The 16,730-nt window shown below is 72.9% G+C and carries 12 protein-coding genes and 1 pseudogene; 4 read left to right on the top strand and 9 right to left on the bottom strand.

What is annotated here, in order from left to right; genetic code table 11:
* Positions 1 to 446: 446 nt before the first annotated feature.
* The gene (lexA, locus tag ACH4N1_RS24550) at positions 447 to 1,226 is read left to right on the top strand and encodes a transcriptional repressor LexA (RefSeq protein ID WP_398100106.1); all 780 of its coding nucleotides are present in this window, start codon (positions 447 to 449) and stop codon (positions 1,224 to 1,226) included.
* 251 nt (positions 1,227 to 1,477) lie between these two features.
* Here lexA and ACH4N1_RS24545 read toward each other — a convergent pair whose 3' ends face one another.
* The 3 genes and pseudogenes from ACH4N1_RS24545 to ACH4N1_RS24535 all read right to left on the bottom strand — a co-directional run bounded on the left by ACH4N1_RS24545 (position 1,478) and on the right by ACH4N1_RS24535 (position 5,529).
* A complete protein-coding gene (locus tag ACH4N1_RS24545; protein ID WP_398100104.1) occupies positions 1,478 to 3,451 on the bottom strand; it encodes an ATP-dependent DNA helicase in 1,974 nt (657 codons plus the stop codon).
* 332 nt (positions 3,452 to 3,783) lie between these two features.
* Positions 3,784 to 4,052 (bottom strand): annotated as a pseudogene (locus ACH4N1_RS24540) (iron transporter); the annotation flags it as partial.
* A gap of 79 nt (positions 4,053 to 4,131) precedes the next feature.
* Positions 4,132 to 5,529, bottom strand: a complete 1,398-nt coding sequence (locus ACH4N1_RS24535) for an aminotransferase class III-fold pyridoxal phosphate-dependent enzyme (protein ID WP_398100102.1) — start codon at positions 5,527 to 5,529, stop codon at positions 4,132 to 4,134.
* Positions 5,530 to 6,014: 485 nt separating this feature from the next.
* Here ACH4N1_RS24535 and ACH4N1_RS24530 point away from each other — a divergent pair, with 485 nt between their 5' ends.
* The gene (locus ACH4N1_RS24530; RefSeq protein WP_398100101.1) at positions 6,015 to 7,238 is read left to right on the top strand and encodes a trypsin-like serine peptidase; all 1,224 of its coding nucleotides are present in this window, start codon (positions 6,015 to 6,017) and stop codon (positions 7,236 to 7,238) included.
* A 77-nt stretch (positions 7,239 to 7,315) separates the two neighbouring features.
* Here ACH4N1_RS24530 and hflX read toward each other — a convergent pair whose 3' ends face one another.
* The 6 genes from hflX to miaA form a co-directional block, all read right to left on the bottom strand.
* Positions 7,316 to 8,809 carry a GTPase HflX gene (gene hflX / locus ACH4N1_RS24525; protein ID WP_398100099.1) on the bottom strand — a complete coding sequence of 498 codons (1,494 nt, stop codon included), beginning with the start codon at positions 8,807 to 8,809 and terminating at the stop codon, positions 7,316 to 7,318.
* Positions 8,810 to 8,943: 134 nt separating this feature from the next.
* A complete protein-coding gene (locus tag ACH4N1_RS24520; protein WP_398100097.1) occupies positions 8,944 to 10,485 on the bottom strand; it encodes a M1 family metallopeptidase in 1,542 nt (513 codons plus the stop codon).
* Between the two features lie 127 nt (positions 10,486 to 10,612).
* Entirely contained in the window at positions 10,613 to 12,817 is a 2,205-nt protein-coding gene (locus tag ACH4N1_RS24515) for a RelA/SpoT family protein (RefSeq protein WP_398100095.1), read from the bottom strand.
* A 299-nt stretch (positions 12,818 to 13,116) separates the two neighbouring features.
* A complete protein-coding gene (gene dapF / locus ACH4N1_RS24510) occupies positions 13,117 to 13,986 on the bottom strand; it encodes a diaminopimelate epimerase (protein WP_398100093.1) in 870 nt (289 codons plus the stop codon).
* Positions 13,987 to 14,063: 77 nt separating this feature from the next.
* Positions 14,064 to 14,666, bottom strand: a complete 603-nt coding sequence (locus ACH4N1_RS24505) for a hypothetical protein (protein ID WP_398100263.1) — start codon at positions 14,664 to 14,666, stop codon at positions 14,064 to 14,066.
* A 108-nt stretch (positions 14,667 to 14,774) separates the two neighbouring features.
* Positions 14,775 to 15,713 carry a tRNA (adenosine(37)-N6)-dimethylallyltransferase MiaA gene (gene miaA, locus ACH4N1_RS24500; RefSeq protein WP_398100091.1) on the bottom strand — a complete coding sequence of 313 codons (939 nt, stop codon included), beginning with the start codon at positions 15,711 to 15,713 and terminating at the stop codon, positions 14,775 to 14,777.
* A 192-nt stretch (positions 15,714 to 15,905) separates the two neighbouring features.
* Between miaA and ACH4N1_RS24495 the strand changes: the two genes are divergently transcribed.
* Both ACH4N1_RS24495 and ACH4N1_RS24490 read left to right on the top strand, forming a co-directional pair.
* Positions 15,906 to 16,157, top strand: coding sequence for a hypothetical protein (locus tag ACH4N1_RS24495; RefSeq protein ID WP_398100089.1), 252 nt, complete (start codon positions 15,906 to 15,908; stop codon positions 16,155 to 16,157).
* A 24-nt stretch (positions 16,158 to 16,181) separates the two neighbouring features.
* Positions 16,182 to 16,469, top strand: coding sequence for an antitoxin (locus ACH4N1_RS24490; RefSeq protein WP_398100087.1), 288 nt, complete (start codon positions 16,182 to 16,184; stop codon positions 16,467 to 16,469).
* Positions 16,470 to 16,730: the final 261 nt, after the last annotated feature.

Below are 16,730 nucleotides of genomic sequence, written 5' to 3'. Positions count from 1 at the left end.
GCGAGCACACGGAACCGGCCGCGTTCGGCCCGTCGCGTACGCGCGCGTACATGCCGTGTACGGCCGTGTCGTCGCGCGCACGACCGGGCGGCCGTCCGCGCCCGACCAGGCGGCCGCCCGCCGCACGGCCGTGCCGCCGTGCCGCGCACGGGGATACCGTGAGCGCCCGGAGGAGGAGAGGTGGGACTCTCGCGCAGAGCCGGGCCCGGCTCCCGGCCCGCCGGGGTGCGAGTGGCAGACTGGGGCCACCCCTCGCAAGGCGATCGGCTCCGGCGGCGAAGAGTACAACAAGCGCCCTTCACGTCCGGCGGGCAGCGCGTCAGCCATACACCTCGGCACATGATCAAGTCACGCTATCCACGCTTTTTCACTCGAACGTGTGTTTGGCGCAACCTTTCGAAAGCAACTACCGTTGTGCAGCAGGGAGACAACCGAGAGGGGCCGACGTGACCACCACCGCAGACAGTGCCACCATCACTGCCCAGGACCGCTCCCAGGGCCGACTCGAGCCGGTGCACGCGATGAACGAACCCATGAATCCGGAGGGGCACAAGCGCTCCCTGCCGGGCCGACCTCCAGGCATCCGGGCGGACAGCTCGGGACTCACCGACCGTCAGCGGCGGGTGATCGAGGTCATCCGGGATTCCGTCCAGCGGCGCGGATACCCGCCGTCGATGCGGGAGATCGGCCAGGCGGTCGGCCTGTCCAGCACCTCGTCGGTCGCACACCAGCTGATGGCACTGGAGCGCAAGGGCTTCCTGCGCCGTGACCCGCACCGTCCCCGCGCGTACGAGGTGCGCGGGTCCGACCAGGCCGCGACGGCGCAGCCCACGGACACCGCCGGCAAGCCCGCCGCGTCCTACGTCCCGCTGGTCGGCCGGATCGCCGCCGGCGGCCCGATCCTCGCCGAGGAGTCGGTGGAGGACGTCTTCCCGCTCCCCCGGCAGCTCGTCGGCGACGGTGAGCTGTTCGTGCTCAAGGTCGTCGGTGACTCGATGATCGAGGCCGCGATCTGCGACGGCGACTGGGTCACCGTCCGCCGCCAGCCGGTCGCGGAGAACGGCGACATCGTGGCCGCCATGCTGGAGGGTGAGGCCACCGTGAAGCGCTTCAAGCGCGAGGACGGCCATGTGTGGCTGCTCCCGCACAACGCGGCATACGAGCCGATCTCCGGCGACGACGCGACCATCCTCGGCAAGGTGGTGGCCGTTCTGCGCCGCGTCTGAGTGCGGCGGCGGACGGGCCTCCTCGACCGCCCCCCTGACTGGGCCCCGGAATCCCTGCGCCGGTTCCGGGGCCCTGTGCTGTCCGGGCGCCGGTGGGGCCTGTGCCGTCCAGGGCCTGGTCGGTCCTGCGCCGCAGGGCGGTCCGGGCGGTCCGGTCACCGAGCGGAACAGACGGGACGGAAGAGGGCCCGTCCCGTGCGGAAGGGGGCCCGTCCGCACGGGACAGGCCCCCTTCCTCGCCCCCCCGTGCCCTACGCGTCGACCTGCTTCGCAGCCGCATCGATCGCCGCCAGCGACCTGCGGACCTGGTTCGGGTCCGTCGTGAACCAGAAGTCGGGCATCGAGGCCTTCAGATAGCTGCCGTAGCGGGCCGTGGCGAGCCGCTGGTCCAGCACTGCGACGACTCCGCGGTCGCCCGACGCGCGGACGAGCCGGCCCGCGCCCTGGGCCATCAGCAGCGCGGCGTGGGTGGCGGCGACCGCCATGAAGCCATTGCCGCCGGCCTCCTCGACCGCCTTCTGGCGAGCGCTCATCAAGGGGTCGTCCGGCCGCGGGAAGGGGATCTTGTCCATCACCACCAGCTGACAGTTCGGGCCGGGCACGTCGACACCCTGCCAGAGCGACAGCGTGCCGAAGAGGCAGGTCTCCGGGTCGGCCGCGAAGTTCTTGATCAGCTCACCGAGCGTCTCCTCGCCCTGCAACAGGATCGGGAACTCGGGGATGCGGGCACGCAGCTCCTCAGCGGCCAGCTGGGCGGCGCGCATCGAGGAGAAGAGACCGAGGGTGCGTCCGCCGGCCGCCTGGATCAGCTCCGTCAGCTCGTCCAGCATGTCCGCGCGGTCGCCGTCGCGCGCGGGGCGGGCCAGGTGCTTGGCCACGTACAGGATGCCCTGCTTGGGGTAGTCGAAGGGGGAGCCGACGTCGATGCCCTTCCACTGGGGGACGTCCTCGCCCTGGGTGCCCTCCGGGGCGAGCCCCATGGAGGCGCCCACGCCGTTGAAGTCGCCGCCCAGCTTCAGCGTCGCCGAGGCCAGGACCACGGAGCGGTCCGCGAAGAGCTTCTCGCGCAGGAGGCCCGAGACGTTCATGGGGGCGACGCGCAGGGAGGCGCCGAAGCGGTCGTGCCGCTCGTACCAGACGACGTCGTACTCGGAGCCGTTCACGAGGCGCTCCGCCACGTCGTGGACGCTCTCCACCGACGCCAGGGCCTGCTTGCGGACCGAGTCCTCGTCCTGGACGGACTTGTCGCGGGTCGCGCCGATCGCGGAGATCACCGTGCGGGCGGCGTCGCGCAGCGCCATGAGGGCGTAGCCGAGGTCTTCCGGGATCTCTTCCAGACGGCCCGGAAGAGCCAGCTCCATCAGTCGCTCGAAACCCTCGGCTGCGGTCTGGAGCTGGTCGGCCGCCTTCTCGTCGACGAGCTTCGCGGCGCGGCGCACGGCCCTGTTGACCTGGCCCGCGGTCAGCTCGCCGGTGGCGACGCCGGTGACCCGCGAGACCAGCTCGTGGGCCTCGTCGACGATCAGCACCTCGTGCTGGGGAAGGACGGGAGCGCCCTCGATGGCGTCGATGGCCAGCAGGGCGTGGTTGGTGACGACGACCTCGGCCAGCTTGGCCCGCTCGCGGGCCATCTCCGCGAAGCACTCGGCGCCGTACGCGCACTTCGTGGCGCCGAGGCACTCGCGGGACGAGACCGAGACCTGGCCCCAGGCGCGGTCGGAGACGCCAGGGGTCAGGTCGTCCCGGTCGCCGTCCTCCGTCTCGTCGGCCCAGTCGCGCAGCCTCAGCAGGTCCTGGCCCAGCTTGCTGGTGGGCGCGGCGGCCTCGAACTGGTCGAAGAGGCCCTCCTCCTCGTCCTGGGGCATGCCCTCGTGCAACCGGTGCAGGCACAGGTAGTTCGACCGGCCCTTGAGCATCGCGAACTCCGGACGGCGGCGCAGCAGCGGATGCAGCGCGTCGACCGTGCGCGGCAGATCGCGCTCCACGAGCTGGCGTTGCAGCGCCAGGGTGGCGGTCGCCACCACGACCCGCTCACCGTGCGCGAGCGCGGGCACGAGGTACCCCAGCGACTTGCCGGTGCCGGTGCCGGCCTGGACCAGCAGATGGGATCCGTCGTCGATCGCCTCCGCGACGGCTTCGGCCATGGTCACCTGGCCGGGGCGCTCCGTACCGCCGACGGCGGCGACGGCGGCGTGCAGGAGTTCGGGGAGTGAGGGCTTCGTCATAGCGCGACCACCCTACGGGGCGGCACTGACAAAGGTGTGGTCACGGGGGACGGGAGCGATGCGATCAAGACGGTGGGCCTCCCGGTGGGCGGGGCGGGGCGCCGGTTTCGGCACACGGGTGACCGATCGGGACCGGATGCGGGCGGCCGCTGATCGGACGGCTCGACAGGGTGAGCTCAACAGGGTGAGTTCGGCAGGGTGTCAGAGCAGATGACGCGAAGCCTGGTCCCGGATCATGAGAGCGGCTCGCTCGGCGGGCAGGCCGACCTCCGCGGAGAGCCGGAAGCCGGCGGTCAGGAAGGCCGCGACGGACGGCGTGTTGTGGGCAATACCTCGCGGCTGAGCAGGGCCGCGAGCATGACCGCGTCCACGGGCGCGGAGTGCTCGGGGGCGTCGGCCGGGCGCGGAAGCCCGAAACGGTGCCGGCCGGTGGGCGACCAGTAGTGCACGGGGACGAGGAGCGCGGTGCCGGTGGCGGGCAGCGGGATGCGCAGAACACCGTCGCCGGGGGGGCGGGCAGGCCGGTCTCGCGGACCCAGCAGCGCAGCAGGTTCTCCACGGCCGCCGCCTGGGCCGACCGATGGGGGTCGGGGTGGTGCAGCGGGTCGGCCGCGGCGCCCTGCCGCCCCCCCGGGGGGGCCGGGAGGACCGACGTGGGCGACGAGGACGGGGCGGGGCGGTCACGGTCGTTCCTTCGCTCGGGTGCGGGCCACGGCGTGCACCGCGTCCGAGAGTCGGTCGAGTACGGCCGCCGCCTGTTCGTCGGTGATGGTCAGGGGTGGCAGCAGGCGTACGACGCTCGCGTGGCGTCCGGTCAGTTCGACGATCAGGCCGCGGCTCAGGCACTCCCGCCGGACGGCGGCGGCCAGTTCGGGTGACGCGGGAGGAGGCGGCGCGGGGGAAGCCGGCGCGGGAGGAGTCCCCCGAGCGGCGGCACCACGTCCCCCCGGGATCCCCTCCGGGTCGACCATCTCCACCCCGATCATCAGGCCGCGCCCCCGCACGTCCCCGACGCACGGGAAGTCGTCCGCCAGACAACGGAGTTGGCGCAGGAGGCGGTCGCCCAGGGCGGCCGCGCGTCCGGCGAGGCCGTTGGCGCGGACATGGGCGAGGGTGGCCGCGCCGGCGGCCATGGCGAGCTGGTTGCCGCGGAACGGGCCCGCGAGGGCGCCGGGTTCCCGGACGTCGAGGTCGTCCCGGTGGACGATCACGGCCAGGGGCAGACCGCCGCCGACGGCCTTGGACAGGATCATCACGTCGGGGGTGATGCCACTGTGTTCGACGGCCCAGAAGGCACCGGTCCGCCCGACGCCCGTCCGGGTCTCGTCGGCGATCAGGGGGATCGAGCGTTCGGCGGTGACGCGGCGCACGCGGCGCATCCAGGCGTCCGGCGCGGGGATCACTCCCCCCTCGCCCTGGACGGGTTCGAGGATCAGCCCGGCCGGCGGGCGCACCCCCGGCCCGGGGTCGTCGAGGACCGACCCGGTCCAGTGGGCGGCGAGTTCGGTGCCCCGCTCGCCACCGGCACCGGAGGGACAGCGGTGATCCCGGGGGTACGGCAGCCGGGTCACCCGTACGTCGGGGTCGCGGCCGAGGGCTTCGGGGGAACCCGGGGTCGTTCCGTGCCGGGCCCCGGTGAACGCCAGGATCCCGGTGCGGCCCGTGGCGGCCCGGACCAGCGCGAGCGCGGCCTCCACCGCGTCCGAGCCGGCCGGTCCGCAGAACCGCACGCGCGCGTGGCCGGCCAGTCCCGGCGGCAGGGTGTGCAGCAGCTCGGCGACGAAGGCGTCCTTGAGCGGCGTGGCGAGATCGAGGGCGTGCAGCGGGGCGCCCGAGTCGAGGACCTTGCGGACCGCCTCCAGGACGACGGGATGGTTGTGGCCGAGCGCGAGGGTCCCGGCGCCCGAGACGCAGTCGAGGTAGCGGCGGCCGTCGGCACCCTCGATGGTCAGCCCCCGGGCCCGGACCGGCACGACCGGCAGGGCCCCGGCGCAGGTCCGCGCCGCCGATGCGCGTGCCGACTGCGCGCCCGGGACGCTCTCCTGGGCGGGGCGTCCGCGCACGGGAGTGCCGGGCACGGAGACCTCCGCACCGGCCGGGCTCCCGCACACCGGGGTCCCCGCGGCGGTTCCCCCGTCGGGATCACGTCCCGGGGACGTCTCCCCCGGCACTGGCTGCGTTACGGCCACGGTTTCTGTCCTCCCGCTGTCCACCGGCGAGTCGGTGCGCCGCGGGGCTCCCCTCGCCGGGTCCCGACCGGCGTGCCGGGCCGGGGGCGGCGACAGCGCGCCCTCGGGGGATTCCCGCGGGAAGGGCCGCGCACGGACCGTCGCCCCACGGCTACCAACCGCCGACGGTCCTGCGGGTTACGGGTTGCCCCAAGATCCTTGCCGTGACGGAACCGTTGCTGTTCCGTCGGTGCTCCCCCACAGCGAACGCATATCGTGTGATGCCGTCCCACCCGGCCGTGAGACCCGCCCGAACCAGGCATGAGAGGACGCCGAGTTCCCGCGGTGTGCGCGGCCGCCGCTCCAAGTTCCTTGACACCACGGGGAGTCTCACCATGCGATCCATACGGCCGTCCTTCGTCGCCCGGCGGGGGAGGAACGCCTCGCGCAGAATCTCCCCCGCGCTGGGGGCCGTCGCCCTGGCCTCGGCGCTCGCCCTCACCGCGACCGCCTGCGACTCGGGCGGCGCCGACGCCGACACCCGGGCCGGTGCCTCCGCCTCGGCCGCGGGCGACGGAAAGATCACGATCCCGGACGACATCAAGGACCGGCTCAAGGAACACGGGATCGATCTGGACAAGTGGAAGAACGGCGCCTGGAAGAACTGGGACAGGGACGACTGGCTGCGCGAGGCGCAGGACTACGTCAACCCGATCATCAAGGGCCTGTGGGACCCGGACCGGATGCGTGAGGCGGAGGACCCGGACCGCAGCGTCGACGAGAACGACCTCTCCGACGACCAGGGTGTGACCGACCCCGAGCTGGCGGCGGTGGACGCGGCGGCCGTGCCGACCACCTACCACGCCAACGCCCCCGAGGCGGGCAAGGTGTTCTTCGACTCCCCCGAGGGCACGATGGTCTGCTCGGCCACGGTCGTGCAGGACCCGGCCCACCCCGGCAAGTCCAACCTGGTGTGGACGGCGGGCCACTGCGTGCACGCCGGCAAGAAGGGCGGCTGGTACCGCAACATCGCCTTCGTGCCGTCGTACAACGACTCGGGCATGTCGGCCGCGAAGCTGCAGACGGCGACCAAGGAAGAGGTGGCGCCGTACGGGGTCTGGTGGGGCGACTGGGCGCAGACGTCCGACCAGTGGATCGAGCAGGGCGGGCAGACCGGCGGCGACGGCGCCTCGTACGACTTCGCCGTCATCCATGTGACGCCCGAGGAGGGCAGCGCCGGGAAGTCGCTGGAGGAGATGGTCGGTTCGGCGCTGCCGGTGGACTTCGCGGCCCCGGCGGTGACCAAGGTGAAGGACATCACGGCGACCGGCTACCCGGCGGCGGCGCCGTACGACGGGCAGACGCTGTACCAGTGCCAGGACAAGCCCGGGCGGCTGTCGCTCAACGGCACCGACCCGACGATGTACCGCATCGGGTGCACGATGACCGGTGGTTCGTCCGGCGGCGGCTGGGTGGCCGCCGGCTCGGACGGCAAGCCCGCGCTGGTGTCCAACACCTCGATCGGCCCGGTGAACGCCGGCTGGCTCGCGGGTCCGCGGCTGGGCGAGGTGGCCAAGGGCGTGTACGACTCGGTGAGCGAGAAGTTCGCCGGCCGGTAGACCTGCCCGCGTACGACGAGGGCCCGCCCCCGCCGCGACGAGCGGGGCGGGGGCGGGCCTTCGGGTGAACCGACGCGTCAGACGAGCGGCGCGGGAACGTACGGCGCGAGATCCGCCGCCAGTTCCTCGTGCACCCGCGCCTTCAGCAGGGTGCCCTCCGCCGTGTGCTCCTCGGAGATCACCTCGCCCTCGGCGTGGGCGCGCGCGACCAGCTTGCCGTGGGTGTACGGCACGAGCGCCTCGACCTCGACGGACGGCCTGGGCAGCTCGTCGTCGATGAGCGCCAGCAGTTCGCCGATGCCCTGGCCGGTGCGGGCCGAGACGGCGATGGAGTGCTTCTCGTTGCGCAGGAGCCGCTGGAGCGTGAGCGGGTCGGCCGCGTCGGCCTTGTTGATCACGACGATCTCGGGCACGTCGATGGCGCCGACGTCCCTGATCACCTCGCGCACGGCGGCGAGCTGCTCCTCCGGGGCCGGGTGCGAGCCGTCCACCACGTGCAGGATCAGGTCGGACTCGCCGACCTCCTCCATGGTGGAGCGGAACGCCTCGACCAGGTGGTGCGGAAGGTGGCGGACGAAGCCGACGGTGTCGGCCAGCGTGTAGAGCCGGCCGCTCGGGGTCTCGGCCCGGCGCACGGTCGGGTCGAGGGTCGCGAACAGGGCGTTCTCGACCAGCACGCCCGCGCCCGTGAGCCGGTTGAGCAGCGAGGACTTGCCTGCGTTGGTGTAGCCCGCGATGGCGACGGAGGGCACCTTGTGGCGCTTGCGCTCCTGGCGCTTGATCTCGCGCCCGGTCTTCATCTCCGCGATCTCCCGGCGCATCTTCGCCATCTTCTCGCGGATCCGGCGCCGGTCCGTCTCGATCTTGGTCTCACCGGGACCGCGGGTGGCGAGGCCGCCGCCCTTGCCGCCGCCCATCTGACGGGACAGCGACTGGCCCCAGCCGCGCAGCCTCGGCAGCATGTACTGCATCTGCGCGAGCGCGACCTGCGCCTTGCCCTCCCGGGACTTGGCGTGCTGGGCGAAGATGTCCAGGATCAGGGCCGTGCGGTCGATGACCTTGACCTTGACGACGTCCTCGAGGTGGATCAGCTGGCCCGGGCTCAGCTCACCGTCGCAGATGACGGTGTCCGCGCCGGTCTCGAGGACGATGTCGCGCAGCTCGTCGGCCTTGCCGGAGCCGATGTAGGTGGCGGCGTCGGGCTTGTCGCGGCGCTGGATCACGCCGTCGAGCACGAGCGCGCCCGCGGTCTCCGCGAGGGCGGCCAGCTCGGCGAGGGAGTTGTCCGCGTCCTGTGCGGTCCCCGAGGTCCAGACGCCGACGAGCACGACCCGCTCCAGGCGGAGCTGACGGTACTCGACCTCGGTGACGTCCTCGAGTTCGGTGGAGAGACCGGCGACGCGGCGCAGGGCCGCCCGCTCGGAGCGGTCGAGCTGGTCGCCGTCCCGGTCTCCGTCGGTGTCGAGGCTCCAGGCGACGTCCTCTTCCATCAGGGCATCGGCCCGAAGACCTTCGGGGTAGGCGTGCGCGAGGCGCTTGGTGTCCTGGGAAGGGGAAGAAGAGGAGGTCATTGGGTCCTTACGTCGTTGGGGATGCCGGTTCGGCGGTCATAGTGCACAACGCACGAGCGGTCCGGGAGATTCCCGTGTCCCGTGCCCCGCCGACTCGACGATGGTCGCACGGTACGGCCCGTCTCGTCATCGCCTTATTCGGAGGCCTTGACGGCGGGGCCGGGGGCCTTGCCGGCGGGCGCGGCCGGCTTCCACTCCGGGTGGCCGGGCATCGGCGGGGTCTTCTCGTCGTACAGCCAGTGCTGGAAGAAGCTCCCGAGGTCACGGCCGGAGATCCGGGCGGCGAGGCGGACGAAGTCGGCCGTGCCCGCGGTGGCGTCGCGGTGGTCGCTCAGCCAGCTCCGTTCCAGCCGGTCGAAGGCCTCCTGGCCGATCTCCTGGCGCAGGGCGAAGAGCACCAGGGCCGCGCCGTCGTAGACGTTGGAGCGGAAGATGCCGATCTTCTGGCCGGGCGCCGGCGGCTTGGGGGCGCCGGGCGGGCCGCCGGCCGTGCGCCAGCGGTCGGAGGCGCCGTAGGCCGCCTTCATGCGGGCCTGAAGGGTGCGGTCGGCCTTCTCCTGCGCGTACAGGGCCTCGTACCAGGTGGCGTGGCCTTCGTTGAGCCAGAGGTCGGACCAGGTGCGCGGGCTGACGCTGTCGCCGAACCACTGGTGGGCCAGCTCGTGCACCATGATCGACTCGACGTACCACGTGGGGTAGGCGGGCTCGGTGAACAGGCCCTTCTCGAAGAGGGAGAGGGTCTGCGTCTCCAGTTCGAAGCCGGTGGCGGTGTCGGCGACGAGCACGCCGTACGTCTCGAAGGGGTAGGGGCCGACCTTGCTCTCCATCCAGGCGATCTGGTCGGGGGTCTTCCGCAGCCAGGGTTCGAGGGCCTCGCGGTCCTTGGCGGGGACGACGTCCCGCACCGGCAGTCCGCGCGGTCCCTCGCGGTGCAGGACGGCGGAGCGCCCGATGGAGACCTGGGCGAGTTCGGTGGCCATCGGGTGCAGGGTGCGGTACGTCCACGTCGTCGCGCGGCCCGCCCGGTCGACGTCGGTCGGCAGACCGTTGGCGACGGCCGTGTACCCGCTGGGCGTGGTGACCCGGACGGTGAACATGGCCTTGTCGGAGGGGTGGTCGTTGCACGGGAACACCAGGTGGGCGGCGTCGGCCTGGTTGGCCATGGCGAGTCCGTCCGCGGTCCGCAGCCAGCCGCCGTCCCGGCCGTCGGGGCTCACCGGGTCGCTGGTGTGACGCACGGTGACGCGCATCCAGTCGCCGCGGGGCAGCGGGTGCGCCGGCGTGATCACCAGGTCCTCGCCGGCGGCGGCGAAGTCGGCGGGCTCCCCGTCGACCTCGACGGACCGGACCTCGCCGTGGGCGAAGTCCAGGTTGATCCGGTCCAGGGTGGCGGTGGTCCAGCCGTCGATCGTGGTGACCGCCTGGAGCGGTTCGTCGTTGCTTCCGGAGTACGTGAGGGCCAGGTCGTACGACGCCACGTCGTAGCCGGGGTTGCCCAGGTGGGGGTAGAGGCGGTCGCCGACGCCGAGCGGGGCGGGCGGGGCGCCCGCGGCGACGAGGCAGACGGAGACGGCCGAGGCGAGGAGGGCGGAGGTGAGGCGGCGGGAGCGGGCGGTGCGGGGCCGGCGGGAGCCGGTGCCGTCCCGGTGGGCCTGGGCGCGGGGGGAGAGCAGCATGCACCACGGCTACCAGCGCGCCCCGCCCGTGCGGCGCCGACGCGCGACCGGTCCACCCGAACGGATTGCGCACGCGCGCGTGCGGTGACGGACGGGGCGGGAAGGATCCGGGCCGTGCCTCGGGGGATCAGGAGAACGGCGTCTGGTGGTGCGCGCGTCCCACGTCGTACACACCGGGGACGTCGCGCATGGCGCGGATGAGGGTGGGCAGCCGGGCCGCGTCGGGGAGCTGGACGGTGTAGGTGTGGCGGACCCGCTGCTGGCTGGGCGGTTCGACGGTCGCGGAGACGATCTCGGCGCCCTCCAGGGCCATCGCCTCGGTGAGGTCGGCGAGCAGATGGGGGCGGCCGAACGATTCGGCGAACAGGGTGACCCGGCACTCGGTGGTGTCCCCCCAGCGCACGTCGACCGCCGCGCGCCCCGCCTCCGTCATGCGCGCCACGGCGGCGCACTCCACGCGGTGCACGGTCACCACCCCGCCGCGTACGGCGAAGCCGGTGACCTCGTCGGCGGGGACGGGCGTGCAGCACCCGGCGAGCCGGACCCCGGCGCCGGGGCGGTCGACGACGGTGATCGCGGCGCCGGGGCGGGACGTGGGCGTCTCGGGCGCGGAGGCGTCCGGTGCGGGGTGGGCCGGGGCGCCGTCGGACGGGGGCCTGGCCGGGCCGGCCTTCGTGCCGTCGGCCTCGGCGGGCACACCGTCCGCACCCGGGTGGGCCGCGAGCCACCGCTGGATGGCGATGCGCGCGGCGGGCGTGTGGGCGTGCTCCAGCCACTCCCTGGAGGGCTCGGAGGCGGGGTCCTGGCCCATGAGGAGCTGGACGCTGTCGCCGTCCCGCAGCACGGTGCTCAGGGTCGCCAGGCGGCCGTTGACGCGGGCGCCGAGGCAGGCGTGGGCGTCCTCGCCGTACTGCGCGTACGCGGCGTCCACGCAGGTGGCGCCCTCGGGCAGGCCGAGGGCGCCGCCGTCGGGGCGGAAGACGGTGATCTCGCGGTCCTGGGCGAGGTCCTCGCGCAGGGTGGACCAGAACGTGTCCGGGTCGGGGGCCGCCTCCTGCCAGTCGAGGAGACGGGAGAGCCAGCCGGGGCGGGTGGGGTCGACGCGCTCGCCGTCGGGCGCGCCCTGCTCCTCCGCCGGTGGGGCGTAGGGATTGCCGAGCGCGACGACTCCGGCCTCGGCGACCTTGTGCATCTGGTGGGTGCGGATGAGGACTTCGGCGACCTGGACGTCGGCGGGGGTGCCCCCGGACGAGTCCGTGCGGGCCCGGGGGAGGGAGACGGCGGTGTGCAGCGACTGGTACAGGTTGAACTTGGGGACGGCGATGAAGTCCTTGAACTCCGAGACCACCGGCGTCATACAGGTGTGCAGTTCACCGAGGACCGCGTAGCAGTCGGCGTCCTCGTTGACGAGGACGAGCAGGCGGCCGAAGTCGGAGCCGCGCAGCCGTCCGCGTTTGCGGGCGGTGCGGTGCAGGGAGACCAAGTGCCGCGGCCGGATGAGGACTTCGGCCTGGATGTCGGCGTCGCGCAGCACCGCGCGCGTCACGTCGGCGAACTCGGCGAGGGCGTCGTCCGCGCGCGAGGCGTTGTCGACGATCAGCTTGCGCGTGTGCTCGTACTCCTCGGGGTGCAGGATGGCGAAGACCAGGTCCTCCAGTTCGGTCTTCAGCGCCTGGACACCGAGGCGTTCGGCGAGCGGGATGAGGACGTCGCGGGTCACCTTGGCGATGCGTTCCTGCTTCTCGGGACGCATCACGCCGAGGGTGCGCATGTTGTGCAGCCGGTCGGCGAGTTTGATGGACATCACGCGGACGTCGTTGCCGGTGGCGACGAGCATCTTGCGGAACGTCTCGGGTTCGGCGGCGGCGCCGTAGTCCACCTTCTCCAGCTTCGTCACGCCGTCGACGAGGTAGCGCACCTCGGCGCCGAACTCGTCACCGACCTGATCGAGCGTCACATCGGTGTCCTCCACCGTGTCGTGGAGCAGCGATGCCGTCAACGTGGTCGTCTCGGCGCCGAGTTCGGCCAGGATCAGCGTCACGGCCAGCGGGTGCGTGATGTACGGCTCGCCGCTCTTGCGCATCTGACCGCGGTGGGAGGACTCCGCGAGCACGTAGGCGCGGCGCAGTGGTTCGAGATCGGCGTCCGGGTGGTGGAAGCGGTGGGCCTCGACCACGTGCCCGATCGCGTCGGGCAGCCTGCCGCGGGAGGCGGGGCCGAGCAGGGCCGCCCGGCCCAGACGGCGCAGGTCGATCCGGGGGCGGCTGCGCCTGCGGGGCGCGGCAGGCACTACCGGGCCTGGGGTCGCGGGGTTCGTGGCCTCCGCACTCATGGGCACCTCCGGCTGCGTGGACCGGCGGACGGGGTGCCCCAGGGCGGACACGGCTCGGGGGGCTGGCGACAGTCCCCCGTCCGGGCCGGTGCTTGATGCTACCGAGCCCACCACGCCCGACCGACCGCCTCTCGCCGAGCGTGAAACGGATCACCCATTCGAGCGAAGCCTGTGAGGTTTACGGTTTTGCGCCGACGGACACCGAGTCGGTCTTGATTTCGAACTCGCAGGCACGGACCCGGCGGCACCCCTGTGCGTGCCGGGCCGTCACGGCCTCCGATGCCAAGCCGCAACCCTCCTCAGCGGGTGGCGTTTTCCAGCCACTCGGAGTCGATCTCGCCTTCGGCGACGATCACCGCGGGACCGGTCATCTCGATCTCGCCGTCGGGCCGCTCGGTGATCACGAGCCGTCCGCCGGGGACGTCCACGGTGTACGTCACCGGAGTACCGGTGACGGACGGGTCGGCGCCGTCCCTGCGGGCGGCGGCCACGGCGACGGCGCACGCGCCCGTGCCGCAGGACCGGGTCTCGCCGGAGCCGCGCTCGTGCACGCGCAGCGCGACGTGCCGCGGGCCGCGGTCGACGACGAACTCGACGTTGACCCCGTCCGGGTAGGCGGAGGCGGGGCTGAAGGGGGGCGGCGCGTACAGGTCGCCCGCGTGCGCGAGGTCCTCGACGAAGGCGACGGCGTGCGGGTTGCCCATGTTCACGTTCCGTGCGGGCCAGCTGCGCTCGCCGACGGCGACCGTGACGTCGCCCTCGGGGAGGCGCGCCCTGCCCATGCCGACGGTGATGTCGCCGTCCTTGGCGAGGTGCACGCTCTTCACGCCCGCGCGCGTGGCGATCGCGAGGTCGCCCTCGGGGACGAGGCCGGCGTGGCGGAGGTAGCGGGCGAAGACCCGGACGCCGTTGCCGCACATCTCGGCGATCGAGCCGTCGCCGTTGCGGTAGTCCATGAACCACTCGGCCTCGGCCGCCAGGCCCTTCGCCTCCGGGTGCGCGGCGGAGCGCACGACGTGCAGCAGTCCGTCGCCGCCGATGCCCGCGCGACGGTCGCACAGGGCGGCGACGGCGGCCGGGGGGAGGTCGATGGCGTTCTCGGGGTCCGGGACGATCACGAAGTCGTTCTCGGTGCCGTGTCCCTTGAGGAAGGCGATCCGCGTGCTCATCCCCCGATCGTACGGGGTGGGTACGACGCTGCCGCGCGGCGGCGACGCGGGACGGGGACGGACGGGGCGGAGAGGGCCTAACGCAGCCGTGCGACCCGCAGGACGGCCAGGACCACGACCGCGGCGACCAGGACGACGTAGGCGAGGACGACCCGCCAGTCGGGACGGCGGCCGGAACCGCGCTGCGGCAGGCCGGGCCAGGTGTGTCCGACGCGGCGGGCGGCCATCATTCCCCAGCCGGCCGCACAGGAGCAGATCAGCAGGCCCAGCATGGCGATCACGGCGCCGCTGTCGCCGAAGTCGAAGGCGAGCGGGAAGGCGAACATCAGGGAGCCCGTCGCGGCCAGGGTGACGATGGGGGCGAGCTGCCAGATCCGCAGCCTGCGCTGGGGGCGCAGCTCGACCTCGACCTCCGGGCCGCCGGCGAACATCTCCTCCGGCTCGGGCCCGTCGGCGGTCACGCCGCCCTCGGCCTCGTCCGTGTCGTCGATGCCGTCCGTGCCGTCGATCTCGTCGATGCCGTTCGAGCCGTCGACGGCGTCCGTACCGGCGTCGCCGTTCGAGCCGTCGGCACCGTCCGCTCCCGCGGGACCCGGGCGGCCGTCCACCGGCTCCGGTTCGCCCTGCTCGCCGGTGACGTGCTCGGTGCCTTGTGCGGTGTCACGAGGGCCGGCCTCCATCGCCACGCGCCCTCCCCACTCGGACTCCACTTGGTCGATCGAAGCTCGATGATGGCACGGGGCCGGAGGCCCGGATGACGGCCTGAGCGTCCCGATGCCATGACGTGATCAGGCTGTGACCGGTCGTTCGACCAACGTCAACGCGAGCTGCGGAAGTTCCGCGAGGTCCGCCGCGGCCCCACTCAACCAGTGCACCCGCGGATCGCGCCTGAACCAGGAATCCTGACGGCGCGCGAAGCGTTTGGTGGCGCGGACCGTCTCCGCCCGCGCCTCGTCCTCGGTGCACTCTCCGGCCAGGGCCGCGAGGACCTGCTGGTAGCCGAGCGCGCGGGAGGCCGTGCGCCCCTCGCGCAGGCCCCGCGCCTCCAGCGCGCGCACCTCGTCCACGAGCCCCGCGTCCCACATCCGGTCGACTCGTCGGGCGATGCGCTCGTCGAGTTCGGGGCGGGTCACGTCCACGCCGATCTGGATCGTGTCGTAGACGGAGTCGTGCCCCGGCAGATTGGCCGTGAAGGGCTTCCCGGTGATCTCGATCACTTCGAGGGCGCGGACGATACGGCGGCCGTTGCTCGGCAGGATCGCCTGCGCCGCCTCCGGGTCGGCGGCCGCCAGGCGGGCGTGCAGGGCGCCGGAGCCGCGCAGTGTCAGCTCCTCCTCCAGCCGGGCCCGCACCTCGGGGTCGGTGCCGGGGAACTCCAGGTTGTCGACGGCGCCGCGGACGTACAGCCCGGAGCCGCCCACGAGGACCGGCCAGCGGCCAGCGGCGAGCAGGGCGTCGATGCGGGCCCGGGCCAGGCGCTGGTACTCGGCGACCGAGGCGGTGACGGTGACGTCCCAGATGTCGAGGAGGTGGTGCGGGACGCCGCCGCGCTCCTCGGGCGTCAGTTTGGCGGTGCCGATGTCCATCCCTCGGTACAGCTGCATGGAGTCGGCGTTGACGACCTCGCCGCCGAGCCGTCGGGCCAGAAAGACGCCCAGATCGGACTTTCCGGCCGCGGTCGGTCCGACGACGGCGATGACCCGGGGGGTGGGGGGTGCGCTGCTCACCGCACCAGTCTCCCAAACGTCACCCCGTGCCCTCGAACGAGTGAGGTGACAGGACTCGCCGCCAGGCCGTTGCCGGGTGCGCGACTTCCGTCACCCGTTCACGGGGCGGCGTGACCCGGTGACGCGGACGGACGCACCGGGCGACGCGGGATTTCGCCCGCACGAGTACCGTATGGAGTGAATATGGGCGTTATGGAACTGCTTTTCCGTAAGTCGAAGGCCGCACGGCGAGCAGACGCGGTCGCGGACCGGACGGTCGCGGACGGAACGGTCGCGCAGGAAGCGGCCGCTCCGGAGACGGCGGCCGCCTCCGGGACACCGGCCGGTTCGTCCGAGGACGGCACCGGGGCGGAGGAATCCGCCGAGGACGGTGCCGGCATCCCGCGGCAGCAGTCGTCCGGCAAGGCCGCCGACGGTCGGACCGGCGATAACGCCCGCACCTGACGGACCCGCCAGGGAAGGTGACCCATGGGTCTTCTGCACAATCTGAAGGTCAGACTCAGCCCTGCCAAGGACAAGATGTCCGGCCTCGCGCAACAGCACGGGGGCAAGATCCATCACGGGATCGACAAAGCCGCCCACGTCGTCGACGAGAGGACGAAGGGCAAGTACTCGGGCAAGATCCAGTCGGGCACCGGCAAGGCCAAGGGCGCGGTGGACCGGCTCGCGCACAAGGACGAGCCGGGAGCGGGCGGCGACACGTTCACGCCCCCGACCACGCCTCCGCCCCCGAGCACGCCTCCGCCGACGTCCTGAACGACGGCCGACGTCGGCACGGCGAGAGAGGGACGGACGGTCGCGGTGCGCGCACACGGCATTCCGCCGTCCCGCGCGCGCCGACACCGGTGCGGCCGGAACCCCGCCGGGCGGCAGCGCGTCCGGCGGCGGACGGAGCCATGACCACGCGGCCGCGCCGAGCGGCCTAGGTGGTGTCTTCAAATGATCTTGAGTGGTGGATCATGGTCGGGTGATACGTCGCCATGAACTGTCCGATGCGGAGTGGGAGTTCGTCCGGCC

Origin of the sequence: Streptomyces sp. NPDC017202 (genome assembly GCF_044331705.1) — a bacterium.
Classification (GTDB): domain Bacteria; phylum Actinomycetota; class Actinomycetes; order Streptomycetales; family Streptomycetaceae; genus Streptomyces.
The sequence above is the reverse complement of the archived record's forward strand: the minus strand, read 5'-3'. Positions and strand labels throughout refer to the sequence as shown.